The following is a 15222-nucleotide window of genomic DNA, read 5'->3' as shown; positions in this document are numbered from 1 at the left end:
ACGGCGCGCCGCGTCGTTCTCCGGGTCGACGTGAATCAGCGCGTCGAGCACGCGCGGGTCGGTCAGCACGCGCGCACGTGCGGTCTCGGCGATGTAGTGCCCTTCGGAGACGGAGATTTTCGGGTCGACGAGGATGTGTGCGTCGACGAGCGCGGCATCGCCCATCTTGCGCGTGCGCAGGTCATGCACGTCACGCACGCCGGGCGTCGCCGCGAGCAGCGCGCGGATCTCGGCCGTATCGGTCGTATCGAGCGCGCGGTCGGAGAGGTCCTGCAGCGCGTCATAGCCGAACGTCCAGCCCATGCGCGCGACCATGAAGCCGACGATCGCCGCCGCGATCGGGTCGAGCAGCCGCACGCCGGCCAGGCTGCCGACGATGCCGATCGCGACGACGAGTGACGATGCGGCATCCGAACGCGCATGCCACGCGTTCGCGACGAGCATCGCCGAGCGGACGCGCCGCGCTTCGCGCAGCATGTAGCGAAACAGCGCCTCTTTCGACACGAGCACCGTCAGCGCGACGAGCAGCGCGGAAAAATGTACCGCCGGAATGTTTTCGAGATTAACGAGACGGTCGCCGGCCCGCCAGAGCATGCCGACGCCGACCGCAATCAGGATCGCGCCGAGAAACAGCGAGGCGACGGTCTCGTAGCGGCTGTGTCCGTAATTGTGGTCGGCATCCGGCGATGCGCCGCTATGCCGATTCGCAACCAGCACGACAAAATCCGAGATCAAATCGGAAATCGAATGCACACCGTCAGCAATCAATGCCTGCGAATGTGCAATCACGCCGACGACGATCTGGAATGTCGCAAGCACGACATTCAGCACAATACTGACGAACGTGCTCTTGCGTGCAACCGCGTGCTTATCTGCGCTCTGCGCGTCGCCGGAAAACGTGGACATGAAATATGGGATATCGGTGTGCGATACCCAATTCTATCAAGGGCGCCCGGTGAACCCGGCCAATACCCACAAATTTCTTATTTAAATCAATCGCTTATGCGAACAGGTCGTATTTCCATTCACACCGGATTATTACACTTTCATGACAACACCATGTGCGTGGCGACCGCTGAAAACAAAAAAGCCGCGCTCCTTAACGGACACGCGGCTCTTTTGAAGAGCAGGCAACTTAAACAAACACTTAAATTGCAAACTGTTCGCGGTTCTTGCCCGCGATCCAGCGCGGCGGCTTGCCGCGGCCCGACCACGTCGCGCCCGATTCCGGATCGCGGTATTTCGCGGCAACACCTGCACGCGGACGGCCAACCTTACCTGCCTTCGCGCGGCTGAGACCGAGTTCGGCGAGCGAAAAGCCGTAGTCGGCAATTTTCTGCTTCACGTCATTCAGCACTTCAGCGTATTCACGCGACTTTGCTTCTTCGATTTGCTTCTCCAGCTTCTCCCGCTGGGCCAGCAGGTCCTTGTAAGAAGACATAGTTTCCCTTTCTATCTGACCAATGGCGCCGGTCTGCAGCCAGCTCACCATTCATGAAATATATGTGCCTCGGATTTTCGAAGGCAGAGATTAGCACAAAAAAGATTTGATAGAAGCGAGATTCATGAAAATCCCGAGGTCAATTGAAAATCACGCGTGTCATTTTGACCGGTCGCGGCCTTTTCTCAAATTTTTACGTTCCTACACAGAGATTAGGACATTAGCCATTGGCTATTAGGTCTATCAACATACGCAATTACCCTGCATTCGAAAAATCGAAGCTTTCATCGGACGACAGTTTTACGAAAATCGGATGGCGCAACTCGCTAAACGGACAAAGTGCGGACAAGTCGGCATCCGCGACGTCACGTCACATCCCGCGCGCATGCAATCAGCCACTCGTGCAATGCGCCGGCATCGGCTAATGGCGTATCAAACGGCGTGCGCACGCGGCGGCCGTCATGTCGCCAGTCGGCGCCGTGGCGATCGACACCGAGCAATTCGAGCCCGTCGCGGCGCGCAGCGCTGGCATCGTACGCGTCCCATAACGCCTGTTCCTCGTCGAACGCGAGCGGCGGCAGCACGTCGAGATGCGTCCCGTCGACCCAGCCCATGCGCCCGAAACCGCCGATATAGCGCAGCCGCTCGACGTCCAGCGCCCAGAACGTGAAATCGCCGAGCGCGAGGTAGCGCGCGGCGTCCGGCTCATAACGACAGTAGCGCGCGGTGACGTGCGGATCGTCGCCGAGCGGCACGAACCGGCCGAGCAGCGTCGCGCGCTCGGCGTTCAGCACGTCGCCGTCGGGCGCGTCGACGACGAGGAAGCCCGCGCGCGGATCGGCGGCCAGATTGCGCGTGTGCTCCGCGAGGCCGCTCACGAGGATCACGGGACGATGGCTTGCATCGGGTGCAAACGGGACGACCGTCGGATACGGAAAACCCTGCGGATCGCGCGAATGGGTGGCGAGCGTGCCGAGCGCGCAGCGGTGCAGCAGATGCAGGGCGAGAGCGGGTTCGATGTTCAAGAGGACTCCTGCGGTGGAAGGGCGGCGCGCCGGGCACGCCATGCGCTTCGATGTTACCCGCGAGCGCGGCGCGCCGCGCCTCGGTCGAACGGCCTATGCGGTCGAACGCGGGCCACCGGATCATCGCCGGATCATCGTCCGAACGGCCATCGCCCGGCAGGATCGTAAGCGGTTCGATAGAATCGGACGGATCCGACGGGCGCCGCGTGCGTCCGTGCATGACTTTTGATGAGCGTTACCGTGTCCGAATCCTCTTCCCCCGAATCGTCGCCCCCGTTCGCCGCGCCGCCCGACGCGCATCGCGTGCTGTCGCTACCGGCCCGCCAGCGGGCGCGCGCGGCGTCGATGGCGCTGTTCTTCGTCGCCGGCATGATGTTCGCGTCGTGGGGCGTGCACGTGCCGACCGTGCGCGACAAGTTCTCGCTGAGCCCCGGGCTGCTGTCGATCGCGCTGTTCGCGGTCGCCGTCGGCTCGATCGCCGCGATGCTGACCATCGCGCGCTGGATCGCGCGCGTCGGCTCGCGCACCGCGTGCCTCGCGGGCGGGCTCGTGATGTCGGCCGGCGCGGCGCTGATCCTCGTCGTGCCCGACTACCCGATGCTGCTCGCCGTGCTCGCGCTGTTCGGCTTCTCGATGGCGACGCTCGACGTCGCGATGAACGCCGAGGCCAGCGCGGTCGAAATCGCGATCGGCAGGCCGATCATGTCGTCGCTGCACGGCATGTTCAGCATCGGCGGGATGGCAGGCGCGGCCGCCGGTGGCGCGCTGCTGTCGGCCGGCATGGCGCCGGCCGTGCATCTCGCGCTCGCGGCGGCGACCAGCGCGACGGTGCTGGTGGTCGCCAGCCCGGCCGTGCTGCCGCATGTGCCGCATCACGAACACGCGCACGGCGGCGGCAACCGCTGGCGCTCGCCCGCGCTATGGATGCTCGGCGGCATCGCGCTCATCGCGCTGATCGCCGAGGGCGCGATGTACGACTGGGCGACGGTCTACATGCGCGACGTCGTCGCGGCGAGCCCCGCGCTCGCCAGCGCAGCCTATGCCGCGTTCTCCGGCGGGATGGCCATCGCGCGCTTCGCGGGCGACGCGGTGCGTGCCCGCTTCGGCGCACCGCAGCTCGTGTTCGCGAGCGCGTCGCTCGCCTGCGCGGGGATGATCGGCGCGCTGCTGCTGCCGTATTCGGCCGCGGTGCTGACCGGCTTCACGCTGATGGGCCTCGGCCTCGCGAACATGATGCCGGTGCTGTTCGCGGCCGCCGCGCGCGTGAAAGGCATCCACGCGGCCGAAGGGCTCGCGCACGTGGCCGGGCTCGCGTATTTCGGCATGCTGTTCGGTCCGGTCGTGATCGGCGCGGTCGCGCAGGCCGCGAACCTGACGATCGGCCTGTCCGTCGTCGCGCTGTGCGCGGCGCTCGTCGCGGCCGTCGCACCGAAGGTGCTCGCGCGGCTGAAGATCTGACGGGGCGCGGCAGGCGCCGGCCCAAAAAGAAAGCGCGCCTGCGTTGCCGCAAGCGCGCTTTCACCCCTTCTGTTGACCGCTTTTTGGGTTACATCTTCACTTCGTCGAGCAGCGACTTCTTGCCGTTCTTGTAGTTGTACAGCGAGATCACGCCGTGCTGCAGGTCGCCCTTCGAGTCGAAGGTCGTCGTGCCGATCACGCCCGAGTAGTTCGTCGTCGGCATCGCCGCGAGGATCTTCGCCGGATCCGTCGAGTTCGCGCGCTTCATCGCATCGACGATGATGTACACGGCGTCATACGTGAACGGTGCGTAGATCTGGATCGGCTGGCCGAAGCGCTTCTCGTACTTCGCCTTGAACGCCGCGCCGCCCGACATCTTCTCGAGCGAGGCACCGGCTTCCGAGCACACCACGTTGTCGGTCGCGTCGCCGGCCAGGTCGGCCAGCTTTTCCGTGCACACGCCGTCGCCCGCGAAGATCTTCGCGCGCAGGCCGAGCTGCTTCGCCTGCTTCGCGAACGGGCCGCCGGTGGCGTCCATGCCGCCGTACATGATCGCGTCCGGATTCTCGCCCTTGATCTTGGTCAGAATCGCGCGGAAGTCGACCGCCTTGTCGTTCGTCGCGTCATGCGACATCACCTTCAGGCCGAGCGCCTTGGCCTTCTTCTCGAACTCGTTCGCGAGACCCTGGCCGTACGCGGTCGAATCGTCGACCACGGCCACGCTCTTGATGCCCTTCGAGTGCGCGTAGTTCGCGAGTGCCGGGCCCTGCTGCGCATCGGTGGCCACCACGCGGTACGTGGTCTTGAAGCCCTGCTGCGTGTAGGCCGGGTTGGTCGCCGACGGCGAGATCTGCACGATGCCCGCATCGCTGTAGATCTTCGAGGCCGGGATCGACGTGCCCGAGTTCAGGTGGCCGACCACCGCGACGACCTTGTCGTCGACGAGCTTCTGCGCAACCTGCGTGGCCTGCCGCGGGTCGGCCGCGTCATCCTGCGGGTCGAGTTGCAGCGTGATTTTCTGGCCGCCGATCGTGAGACCCTTGGCGTTGATCTCCTCGACTGCGAGACGCGCACCGTTTTCGTTGTCCTTGCCCAGGTGTGCAATGCCGCCCGTCAAGGGCGCGACGTGGCCGATCTTGACGACTTGATCGGCGGCCGCGTTGCTTGCAGCTGCAACGCACAGCATCGCCGCGGCGGTGATCGGCAACAGCTTTTGCATCTTGATATTCATATAAGTCTCCAGTTTCGGTCCCAATAAACGCCATCGCCCGGTGCCCCGCTGCCATCCCTGTGTTTGCAATCACTGGACGATTCGCCGGTTGCATCGTTCATGCACTTGGCCTCAAGCACGTGAAAACCGCCGCTTTTAGCAGCCGCCCGTCCGTACTTGCGCGCAAGTGTAGGTGATCAAATTAATTTGTGGGACTTTTTTGGGGTAGTGGTAACACTACCGATATGCGCACTTTGGAATGACTACTCGAATATCGCCGCGAGCCCCGCCGGATAAGGGTTTCCGCTAATTCCTGGCGACTTGATGAAAGGTCGTTTTAAAACATTCCGGGGACATTTCGATTCGGTATTTTGTGCCCGCGATCGTTGAATGAAACGCGCGTGACAACGCGCGTTTCGTCGTCCGATATGAACGATTCAGGCAGCTATCGCACGCCATTCGGCATCGAGCGCGGCAACGAGCTGCGACGTCGTCATCGCATCGCCGCGCCGTCGCGCGAGCGGCGCGCCCTGCCCGGCCCACAGCGACAGGTAGTCGCCGTCGTTGGCGCGCGCGGCGGCCTGGCGCAGCGGCTGCGTCAGCGCGTTCTGCACCGGATACGGCGCGGCGTCGGCCACGCGTTCGCCGAGTCGCGCCATCAGCGTGTTGCGCAGCCCGCGCGCGTGGCGGCCGGTGATCGCGCGCGTGACCTGCGTCGACGTATCGGCGCTCGCGAGCAGGCGCGCCTTCCAGTCCGCCGCGATCGCGCTTTCCGTGCAGGTGAGGAACGCGGTGCCGAGCTGCGCGCCCTGCGCACCGAGCGCGAGCGCGGCCGCGATTCCGCGGCCATCCATGATCCCGCCGGCGGCAAGCACCGGCAGGCCGGTCGCGTCGACCAGTTGCGGCACGAGCGCGAACGTGCCGATCAGGGCGTCATCGGCGGAGCCGATGAACATGCCGCGATGGCCGCCCGCCTCGGCGCCTTGCGCGGACCACGCGTCGGCGCCGGCCGCCTGCCATGCGAGCCCTTCGGCCACGTGCGTCGCCGTGCCGATCACGTAGGTGCCGGCGGCCTTCAGGCGCGCGACGTCGGCTGCATCGAGCACGCCGAACGTGAAGCTCGCAACGGGCACGCGCAACGCCACGAGTGCGTCGAGTTGCGCACGGAAATCAGGCGCATAGCGTGCGGGCACGGTGCCCGGCGGCAATCCGAGCACCGCGTTCAGCGGGTCTATCGCAGCCAGCGCGCGGGCGACGGTCGCCGCGTCGGGTTCGGCGTCCGGCAGCACGAACAGGTTGACCGCGAACGGGCGATCGGTCGCCGCGCGGATGGCTTCGACCTCGGTCGCGAGGCGCTCGGGCGCGAACGCCGCGGCGCCGAGACTGCCGAGCGCGCCGGCATTCGACGCGGCGGCGACCATCGCGGTCGTGGTCGCGCCGACCATCGGCGCCTGCACGAGCGGCAGGCGCAGGCCGAAGCGTTCGGAAAAGGGCGTGGAAAACAGACGGGCAGACATGGCGAATCCTTCGATGACGATGCGCGAAAGCGCTTTGTAAAGGCCGGCACATCGACTCTATCGAAGCGGCGCAGCGCCGAAAAATGAATAATCGAGATCGAAACGATCGCTGCGCGAGAAGCGGGCGCGTGCCCTGCACCGTCACACGATCGGTGGCACACTAGGGCCTGTTCCCGCTAATAACGGGCTTGCGCTGGCGCCCAGAAGGGCCGAGCGCAAGGACTGCGACGAAGCGAATACTCAACGTATTCGCGAGGAGCATGACGCAGCGATCGGCCCTTCTGGGGGCCAGCCCCACGAATGAATTTTTCCAAACAGGGGAACGTGCGTTGCCGGCCGTATTGCGGCGTCGATCGTCGCTTGTTTGGCTCGGCCAAACGGCGCTCCTCACTCCTTGCACTACGACCGGCAACGCACGTTCGCAAGCCCGTTATTAGCGGGAACAGGCCCTAGCCCTCTTCCACCCCGGGGCGCGCATCGCGCACCCCGTTCGCCAGGAGTTCAGAACGTGACTGCCCAATGGATCGACATCCCCGCCGGTAACGACAGCTTCGGCGGCTATCTCGCGCTGCCCAAGCGCGGCACCGGCCCCGCCGTCATCATCATCCAGGAGATCTTCGGCGTGAACTCGCACATCCGCGCGGTCGCCGATCAGTACGCGTCCGACGGCTTCGTCGCGCTCGCGCCGGACGTGTTCTGGCGCACGCAGCCGCGCGTCGAGCTGACCTACGAGGGCGCGGATCGCGACAAGGGCATCGAGCTGATGAAAAAGACCGATGTGGGTCTCGCGGTCGCGGACATCGGCGCGGCAGCCGATGCACTGCGCGCACGCCCCGAAGTGGCCGGCAAGGTCGCCGCGATCGGCTACTGCTTCGGCGGCCAGCTCGCGTACCGCGCGGCGGCGACCGGCAAGATCGACGCGGCAGTGGCCTACTACGGCGGCGGCATCCAGAACGCGCTCGACCTCGCCGGCAAGGTCACGCAGCCGATCCTGTTCCACTACGCGGAAAACGACCACGGCATCCCGCTCACGGCTGTCGACCAGGTGAAGGCCGCATTCGCCGGCCACGACCATGCGTCGTTCCACGTGTACCCGGGCGCCGAGCACGGCTTCAACTGCACGGACCGCGCGTCGTACAACCAGCGCGCGTCGGCGCTCGCGCACGGCCGCACGCTGACCTTCCTCGCCGAGCACCTCTAAAATCGGCCGGCCGCGGGCCCCGCGCACCGGGCCCGCGTTATGCTGCTGTCATCGCCACGAGTCACAACGGGGGTGACTGCGATGCACTCGGACTATCTCGCGCATGACGCGATCGGCCTCGCCACACTGGTACGCGAACGCAAGGCGAGCCCGCGCGAACTGCTCGACGCCGCGATCGGCCAGGCCGAAGCGGTCAACAGCGCGATCAACGCGATCGTGCTGCAGGACTACGAAGCCGCACGCCAGCGTGCGGCCGCCACACCCGACGGCGGCGCCGACGCGCCGTTCGCCGGCGTTCCCTATCTCGTGAAGGATCTCGGCGCGGCGGTCGCCGGGCTGCCGCTGTCGATGGGCAGCCGGCACTACCGGTACTTCGTGCCCGCCGACGATTCGCCGGTGATCGCGCGCAGCCGCGCAGCCGGTCTCAACGTGTTCGGCAAGACCAACACGTCGGAGATCGGCCAGATGCCGTACACGGAACCCGAACTGTTCGGCGCGTGCCGCAACCCGTGGAATCTCGACCACACGCCCGGCGGTTCGAGTGGCGGTGCGGCGGCAGCCGTCGCGGCCGGCATCGTGCCGATCGCACATGCGTCCGACGGCGGCGGCTCGATCCGCATTCCGGCGTCGTGCTGCGGACTGTTCGGCCTGAAGCCGAGCCGCAACCCGGTACTCGTCGACCTGCCGTCGAACGGCGAGCTGGTCGTCCAGCATGCGGTCACGCGCAGCGTGCGCGACAGCGCGCTGCTGCTCGATGTGACGACCGGCCAGACCTTGCCGGCCGGCGCACCCGGCACGTTCCTCGGCGAGCTCGACACGCCGCCCGGCCCGCTGCGGATCGGCCTCGTGCTCGACCCGATGCTCGCACCGGCACTCGCCGACGACACGCGCGCGGCGCTCGACGACGCGGCCGCGCTGCTCGAATCGCTCGGCCACCATGTCGAGCCGGCGACGCTGCACGTCAACTACGCGCGCGCGGCCGAAACCTTCCTCACGCTGTGGGCGACGATCGCCGAGGAGATGGTGTTGGGCGCACGCGCGCTGACCGGCCGCACGCCGAAGCGCGGCGAATTCGAAGCCGCGACGTGGGCGATGGCCGTGGTCGGCCGGCGCCTCGCGCGCACGCGCCTGCCGGACGTGCTCGAATGGCAGCGCCAGCTCACCGTGCAGGTGGCCGGCCTCGTGTCGCGCTACGACGCGATCCTGTGCGCGTCGCTCGCGGGCCCGCCGGTGAAGATCGGCGAATTGCAGCCGACGCCGTTCGAAGCGGCGCAGATGAAGGTGCTCGCCGCGCTGCCGGTGAAGCCGCTGCTGAAGGAAATGCTCGCGAAGTCGTCGGAAAAGGCGTTCACGTGGGCCGGCTGCACCGAGCTGTTCAACCTGACCGGCCAGCCGGCGATGTCGGTGCCGCTCTACTGGAACGCGCGCGGGCTGCCGATCGGCGTGCAGTTCGCCGCGCGTCACGCCGACGACGCGCTGCTGCTCCGGCTCGCCCGGCAGCTCGAACAGGCGCGGCCGTGGTTCGAGCGCCGCCCGCCGCTGATGCAGGCGCAGCGCTGACGCGCGCGGCCGCGCTCCGCAGGCCTCGAAAAAAAAGCCCCGCCGGCATCACCGGCGGGGCTTTTACGCATGCAATCGCGTGAGCGCGCTTACACGACGAGCCGTTCACAGATCGTCCGCGTCGCGGCCGCCGTGTTCAGCGTATAGAAGTGCAGGCCCGGCACGCCCGCGTCGACCAGACGCTGGCACAGGCTCGTGACGACGTCCGCGCCGAACGCACGGATCGACTCGCGATCGTCGCCGAAGCTCTCGAGCCGGCGCGCGACCCAACGGGGCACTTCGGCGCCGCACATCTCGGAGAAGCGCATCAGCTGCGAGAAGTTCGTGATCGGCATGATGCCCGGCACGATCGGCACGTCCACGCCCAGCTTGCGCGCATCGTCGACGAAGCGGAAATACGCATCGGCGTTGAAGAAGTACTGCGTGATCGCGGAATTCGCGCCGGCTTTCACCTTGCGCGCGAAATTCTCGAGATCGGCCTTCGGCGAGCGCGCTTGCGGGTGGTACTCCGGATAGCCCGCGACTTCGATGTGGAACCAGTCGCCATGCTCGGCACGAATGAAGCTGACGAGCTCCGACGCATAGCGCAGTTCGCCGACTTCGCCCATCCCCGACGGCAGGTCGCCACGCAGCGCGACGATGTGACGGATGCCGTACGAGCGGTACTGGTCGAGGATCGCGCGCAGGCTGTCACGCGACGAGCCGATGCACGACAGGTGCGGTGCGGCCTCGAGGCCGTCCTTCTGCATGTCGAGCACCGTATCGAGCGTGCCCTGCTGCGTCGAACCGCCGGCGCCGAACGTGCAGGAAACGAATTTCGGCTTCAGCGGCAGCAGCTGCGCACGCGTGGCGCGCAGCTTCTCGACGCCTTCCGCCGTTTTCGGCGGGAAGAATTCAAACGAGAGTTCGATCGTATTCATGATTCTGAGGGAACAGGCCCATGCGTCAGCCGATGTCGCGCTGACCGAAGATCAGCGCGGACAGCAGCCACGACACGATGCTGTACAGGATCGAACCGAAGAACGCGGACCAGAAGCCCGACACCTCGAAGCCCTTCAGCAGCGACGACGCGAACCAGAAGCACAACGCGTTCACGACCAGGATGAACACCCCGAGCGTGACGATCGTGACGGGCAGCGTCAGCAGGATCAGCACCGGACGGATCACCGTGTTGATCAGGCCGAGCACGACCGCGATGATCAGCGCCGTGCCGAAGCTCTTGATATGGATCGACGGCACGAGGTACGTGATGATCAGCAGCGCGAGCGCGTTGATGACCCAGGTGAGGATGACGCTCATGGAGTGCTCCGGTTCGGTTGTCGATCGGTACGATCAGTGGCCGCCGCCGGCTGCCGCGGGTGCCCGAAGGCGCGCCGCGGCAGCCGGCGATCCGGCGCGCCGTGCCGCCATGCCGGGTGCACGTCGGCGACGCGCGCACGGCACCGCGGCAGCGGCGCGTCGGATCAGTAGCGGTAGTGGTTCGGCTTGAACGGGCCGTCCTTCTGCACGCCGATGTACGAAGCCTGCTCGTCCGACAGCACGGACAGGTTCGCGCCGATGCGCGCCAGGTGCAGGCGTGCGACCTTTTCATCGAGGTGCTTCGGCAGCACGTACACCTTGTTCTCGTACTCGTTGCCGCGCACGAACAGCTCGATCTGCGCGAGCGTCTGGTTCGCGAACGAGTTCGACATCACGAACGACGGGTGGCCGGTCGCGCAGCCGAGGTTCACGAGGCGGCCTTCCGCCAGCAGGATCACGCGCTTGCCGTCCGGGAAGATGATGTGGTCGACCTGCGGCTTGATGTTTTCCCACTGGTACTGGCGGGTCGACGCGACGTCGATTTCCGAGTCGAAGTGACCGATGTTGCAGACGATCGCGTTGTGGCGCATCGCCTTCATGTGATCGTGGCCGATCACGTGGAAGTTGCCGGTGGCCGTCACGAAGATGTCGGCCTTGTCGGCCGCGTATTCCATCGTCACGACGCGGTAGCCTTCCATCGCCGCCTGCAGTGCGCAGATCGGGTCGATTTCGGTGACCCACACGGTGGCGCCCAGGCCGCGCAGCGATTGCGCGCAGCCCTTGCCCACGTCGCCGTAGCCCGCGACGACCGCGACCTTGCCCGCGATCATCACGTCGGTCGCGCGCTTGATGCCGTCGACCAGCGATTCACGGCAGCCGTACAGGTTGTCGAACTTCGACTTCGTGACCGAATCGTTCACGTTGAACGCCGGGAACGGCAGGCGGCCGTCCTTTTCCATCTGGTACAGGCGGTGCACGCCGGTCGTGGTTTCTTCGGTCACGCCCTTGATGTGCGCGAGGCGCGTCGAGTACCAGGTCGGGTCCGCGTCGAGGTGCTGCGCGATCGACTTGTACAGCGCGACTTCTTCCTCGTTGGTCGGCTTCGCGATCACCGAACGGTCCTTCTCGGCCTTAGAGCCGAGGATCAGCAGCAGCGTTGCGTCGCCGCCGTCGTCCAGGATCATGTTCGCGAATTCGCCGTTCGGCCATTCGAAGATGCGGTGCGAGAATTCCCAGTATTCGTCGAGCGATTCGCCCTTGAACGCGAACACCGGCGTGCCGGCTTCGACGATCGCGGCAGCGGCGTGGTCCTGCGTCGAGAAGATGTTGCACGACGCCCAGCGGACGTCCGCGCCGAGCGCCTTCAGCGTCTCGATCAGCACGCCCGTCTGGATCGTCATGTGCAGCGAACCGGCAATGCGCGCGCCCTTCAGCGGCTGCTGTGCCTTGTATTCGTCACGGATCTGCACGAGGCCCGGCATTTCGGTCTCGGCGATGTTCAGTTCCTTGCGGCCCCAGCCGGCCAGCGCCATGTCGGCGACGACGAAATCGTTGGAAGCTTTGGAATCGATAATGGCGTTCATCACGCCCTCCTTTCTAAAAAGTTTCTAGATTGGTGACGTGAGCGCCGTTCAGGAAGCGGGGCCGACGCGGTTGTGCCGCACAAGCTGCTTGGTGAAGCCTTCCGAGCCTGGCGGACGCAGAGTGGTCCGTCGCAACGCTCCTCGGAAAGCGGAGAGGATTGTAGCAAATCGGCGCGCAGAATGCGCAAGCACGGCGCACGACTGCGCGCCGACGGCGCAAGCGCGCGGCGTCGGCGCGCGCGACCGTCAAGAAAGGGTCAGGACTCCGCGCCGACCCACGCCTGTTCGCGCAGCCGCGCGCGCAGGCGCGCGACAGCCTGGCTGTGCAGCTGGCACACGCGCGATTCGCTCACTTCGAGCACCGCGCCGATCTCGCGCAGATTCAGACCCCGTTCGTAGTACAGCGACATCAGCAGCTTCTCGCGCTCCGGCAGCCGCTCGATCGCCTCGACGAGCGCTTCGCGCAGGTGCTCGTCGAGCAGCGCCGACAACGGATCGGCGTGATCGACGCGGTAGCGGTCGAGGAACGGCTCGTCGTCGGCCGCGCGGTCGAAATCCTCGTAATAGATCAACTGGCTGCCGTGCAGGTCCTGCAGCATCCCCTGGTACTCGTCGAGCGGCATGTTCAGGTGCTGCGCGATCTCGGTCTCGCTCGCCGAGCGGCCGAGATGCTGCTCGACCTGGTGCACCGCGTGCTCGACCTCGCGCGACGTCTTGCGCAGGCTGCGCGGCAGCCAGTCGTTGCTGCGCAGCTCATCGAGCATCGCGCCGCGGATACGCTGGGTCGCGTAAGTCTCGAACTGCGCGCCCTGGTCTTCCTTGTAGCGGCCGGCCGCGTCCATCAGGCCGATCATGCCGGCCTGGATCAGGTCGTCGAGGTCGACGCTCGCCGGCATCTTCGCGACGAGCTGCAGCCCGAGGCGTCGCACGAGCGGCGCATATTGCGCGAGCACGTCGGCCTGGGACATCTTTCCTTGAGCGTTGTACATCATGGCTCTCTCCTTCCGGTGGCGCTCACGCGGCGTGTGCCGCGCCCGCCTCATACGACGGCTTGCCGCCCGCGTGCACGGCGCGGCCCGCACCCGAACGCGGGCGCATCGGCCAATACAGCAGGTCGGCGGCAATCTGCCGGTAGTCGCGCGCGGCGGCCGACGACGGGAACGCATCGACCACGACACGCATCAGCTCGCGTGCGTGTTCGACGAGCGGATCGGCGCTCACGCAGCCCGCGTCGGCGATCGACACCGTCAGGTAGCGGCTCGCGACGCCCGCGAGGTTGTCGAACGCGACCTTCGCGTCCGCATGACTGCCGACGTGATTGGTCAGTACGCGGAACTGCGCGAACGCATGCGCGAAATGCAGCCGCTTCATGCACGCATACGCCTCGGTGATCGCCTGCGCGGCGACCCGCGTGACGACCAGCACGTCGTGCGCTTCGCGTGCGAGCGCCGAGAACGAACCGTCGGCGCCGATCTGCGCGTCGACGAGGACGATGTCGGCCGGCCCGTCGATGAAATCGCTCAGTTGCGCATCGGTGTAGCCGGTGCGTGCGAGCCGCGCGGCGGCGCACAGGCTGAAGCCGGCCGCGACCCGCGTGCGTTCGCCGTCACGCAGCCACGCGCCCGCCAGCGTCGCGCTGGCCGAATGCACGTCGGCTCGCTCGTCGACGACGAGCACATCCTTGCCGAGCGACGCGAGCGCCGCCGCGAGGCTCACCACGGTGGACGTGCAGCCGACACCCGCCGGCCCGCCCGTCACCGCGACGATGCGCGATGCGCGCCCGGCCAGCAGGCGCCGCAGCCCTTCGGCCTGATCGATGATTCGTTTATCCAAATCGCACCTCGTGCAGCTCGGCGGTGGAACGTGCGGTCAGTGCGGAAAGCAGCGTCGGCATGTCCTCGTCTTGCGGCACGAAGGGCGAGCCGTCGCGCGGTACACAGAACGCGCTCTTCAGCAGGAATTTGGTCGACGCGACGTACAGGTTCTCCGGCACCTTCTGGCCGGTCGACACGTAATGGATCGGCAGCTTGTAGCGGATCACCGTGTCGAGCACGCCGCCGAGGTGGGTCGCCTCGTCGAGCTTCGTGAGGATGCAGCCGGCCAGGTCCGGATGCTCGCCCGCGCTGCGGTACGCCTGCACGACTTCGTTGAGCGTGTCGCCATGGCTCGTCGCGTTGAGCAGCAGCAGGCGCTGCACCGGCGCGTTCGCACCGTGCAGCATCGCGATCTGGTCGGACACCGCGCGGTCGCGCTGGCTCATGCCGATCGTGTCGATCAGCACGATGTGCTTGTTGCGCAGCTCGGACAGCGCCAGTGCGAGGTCGCCCGCATCCTTCACCGCGTGCACGGGCACGCCGAGGATCTTGCCGAAAATGCGCAGCTGCTCGTGGCCGCCGATCCGGTAGCTGTCGGTGGTCAGCAGCGCGACCTTGCTCGCGCCGAAGCGCATCACGCAGCGCGCGGCCAGCTTCGCGGTGGTGGTCGTCTTGCCGACGCCCGTCGGCCCCATCAGCGCGAACACGCCGCCGCGCTCCATCAGCGCATCTTCGCTTTCGAGCACCGGCAGGTTCGACGCGAGCACCGACTGCGCCCATTCGGCGGCCTGTTCGAAGGTCTGCGCGCCGTCGCCGGCCGGCATGTTGTCGACCAGCATCCGCACGAGCTGCGCGGAGAAACCGGCCGCGAACAGGTGCTTCGTCAGCGCGCCATGCACGGCGCTGCGACGCTGGCGGTCGTGCCACATCAGGCTGTCGAACTGCTCTTCCATCATCCCGCGCAGCTCGCCGAGCTCCTGCATCACCGTATCGTTGACGATCCGCTCGATGCGCGACTTCACGGCGTCGGCCACCGCGGCGGCGGCGTCGGCGGACACGCGCGTGCGCTCGGCCGCCTTCGCGGCATACGCGGCGTTCGCGTTCGCGTTCGTGG

Annotated in this window: 14 protein-coding genes and 1 riboswitch; of the genes, 3 read left to right on the top strand and 11 right to left on the bottom strand. The window is 66.6% G+C overall.

Translation table 11 applies throughout. From position 1 onward, the window contains the following. From G3O00_RS30515 to G3O00_RS30505, 3 genes are all read right to left on the bottom strand, one after another. Positions 1 to 906 (bottom strand): cation diffusion facilitator family transporter (locus G3O00_RS30515; RefSeq protein ID WP_206145247.1); only part of this gene is annotated, 906 nt, incomplete at its 3' end. Between the two features lie 241 nt (positions 907 to 1147). Next, positions 1148 to 1441, bottom strand: a complete 294-nt coding sequence (locus G3O00_RS30510) for an H-NS histone family protein (protein WP_011350620.1) — start codon at positions 1439 to 1441, stop codon at positions 1148 to 1150. Positions 1442 to 1806: 365 nt separating this feature from the next. Then, the gene (locus tag G3O00_RS30505) at positions 1807 to 2466 is read right to left on the bottom strand and encodes a pyridoxamine 5'-phosphate oxidase family protein (protein WP_206145246.1); all 660 of its coding nucleotides are present in this window, start codon (positions 2464 to 2466) and stop codon (positions 1807 to 1809) included. Between the two features lie 228 nt (positions 2467 to 2694). On the opposite strand from G3O00_RS30505, the gene G3O00_RS30500 reads away from it, so the two are divergent. Beyond that, entirely contained in the window at positions 2695 to 3924 is a 1230-nt protein-coding gene (locus tag G3O00_RS30500; RefSeq protein ID WP_241025410.1) for an MFS transporter, read from the top strand. 88 nt (positions 3925 to 4012) lie between these two features. Here G3O00_RS30500 and G3O00_RS30495 read toward each other — a convergent pair whose 3' ends face one another. Beyond that, the gene (locus G3O00_RS30495; RefSeq protein WP_011350617.1) at positions 4013 to 5155 is read right to left on the bottom strand and encodes a branched-chain amino acid ABC transporter substrate-binding protein; all 1143 of its coding nucleotides are present in this window, start codon (positions 5153 to 5155) and stop codon (positions 4013 to 4015) included. 416 nt (positions 5156 to 5571) lie between these two features. Further along, on the bottom strand, positions 5572 to 6651 hold the full coding sequence (locus G3O00_RS30490) for a nitronate monooxygenase (protein WP_206145245.1): 1080 nt from the start codon (positions 6649 to 6651) through the stop codon (positions 5572 to 5574). Positions 6652 to 7159: 508 nt separating this feature from the next. Between G3O00_RS30490 and G3O00_RS30485 the strand changes: the two genes are divergently transcribed. Both G3O00_RS30485 and G3O00_RS30480 read left to right on the top strand, forming a co-directional pair. Beyond that, positions 7160 to 7852: a dienelactone hydrolase family protein gene (locus tag G3O00_RS30485; RefSeq protein WP_011350615.1), complete on the top strand. Its 693-nt coding sequence runs from the start codon at positions 7160 to 7162 to the stop codon at positions 7850 to 7852. An 81-nt stretch (positions 7853 to 7933) separates the two neighbouring features. Next, the gene (locus G3O00_RS30480; protein WP_174935968.1) at positions 7934 to 9412 is read left to right on the top strand and encodes an amidase family protein; all 1479 of its coding nucleotides are present in this window, start codon (positions 7934 to 7936) and stop codon (positions 9410 to 9412) included. 89 nt (positions 9413 to 9501) lie between these two features. Here the strand turns inward: G3O00_RS30480 and metF are convergent, their stop codons facing one another. The 6 genes from metF to flhF all read right to left on the bottom strand — a co-directional run. After that, positions 9502 to 10332, bottom strand: a complete 831-nt coding sequence (metF, locus tag G3O00_RS30475) for a methylenetetrahydrofolate reductase [NAD(P)H] (protein ID WP_174935901.1) — start codon at positions 10330 to 10332, stop codon at positions 9502 to 9504. A gap of 25 nt (positions 10333 to 10357) precedes the next feature. Next, positions 10358 to 10711: a phage holin family protein gene (locus G3O00_RS30470; RefSeq protein WP_006477367.1), complete on the bottom strand. Its 354-nt coding sequence runs from the start codon at positions 10709 to 10711 to the stop codon at positions 10358 to 10360. A 164-nt stretch (positions 10712 to 10875) separates the two neighbouring features. Further along, a complete protein-coding gene (gene ahcY, locus G3O00_RS30465) occupies positions 10876 to 12294 on the bottom strand; it encodes an adenosylhomocysteinase (RefSeq protein ID WP_206145244.1) in 1419 nt (472 codons plus the stop codon). A gap of 32 nt (positions 12295 to 12326) precedes the next feature. Further along, positions 12327 to 12443, bottom strand: a riboswitch (S-adenosyl-L-homocysteine riboswitch). A gap of 108 nt (positions 12444 to 12551) precedes the next feature. Continuing rightward, a complete protein-coding gene (locus tag G3O00_RS30460) occupies positions 12552 to 13286 on the bottom strand; it encodes an RNA polymerase sigma factor FliA (protein ID WP_006484033.1) in 735 nt (244 codons plus the stop codon). Between the two features lie 22 nt (positions 13287 to 13308). After that, positions 13309 to 14127 carry a flagellar biosynthesis protein FlhG gene (locus G3O00_RS30455; protein WP_011350610.1) on the bottom strand — a complete coding sequence of 273 codons (819 nt, stop codon included), beginning with the start codon at positions 14125 to 14127 and terminating at the stop codon, positions 13309 to 13311. After that, positions 14120 to 15222 (bottom strand): flagellar biosynthesis protein FlhF (gene flhF / locus G3O00_RS30450; RefSeq protein ID WP_206145243.1); only part of this gene is annotated, 1103 nt, incomplete at its 5' end. The genes flhF and G3O00_RS30455, both read right to left, overlap by 8 nt.

The sequence above is a fragment of the Burkholderia sp. Ac-20384 genome (genome assembly GCF_017104605.1).
Taxonomy (GTDB): domain Bacteria; phylum Pseudomonadota; class Gammaproteobacteria; order Burkholderiales; family Burkholderiaceae; genus Burkholderia; species Burkholderia lata.
This window is presented reverse-complemented; position numbering and strand designations above follow the sequence as displayed.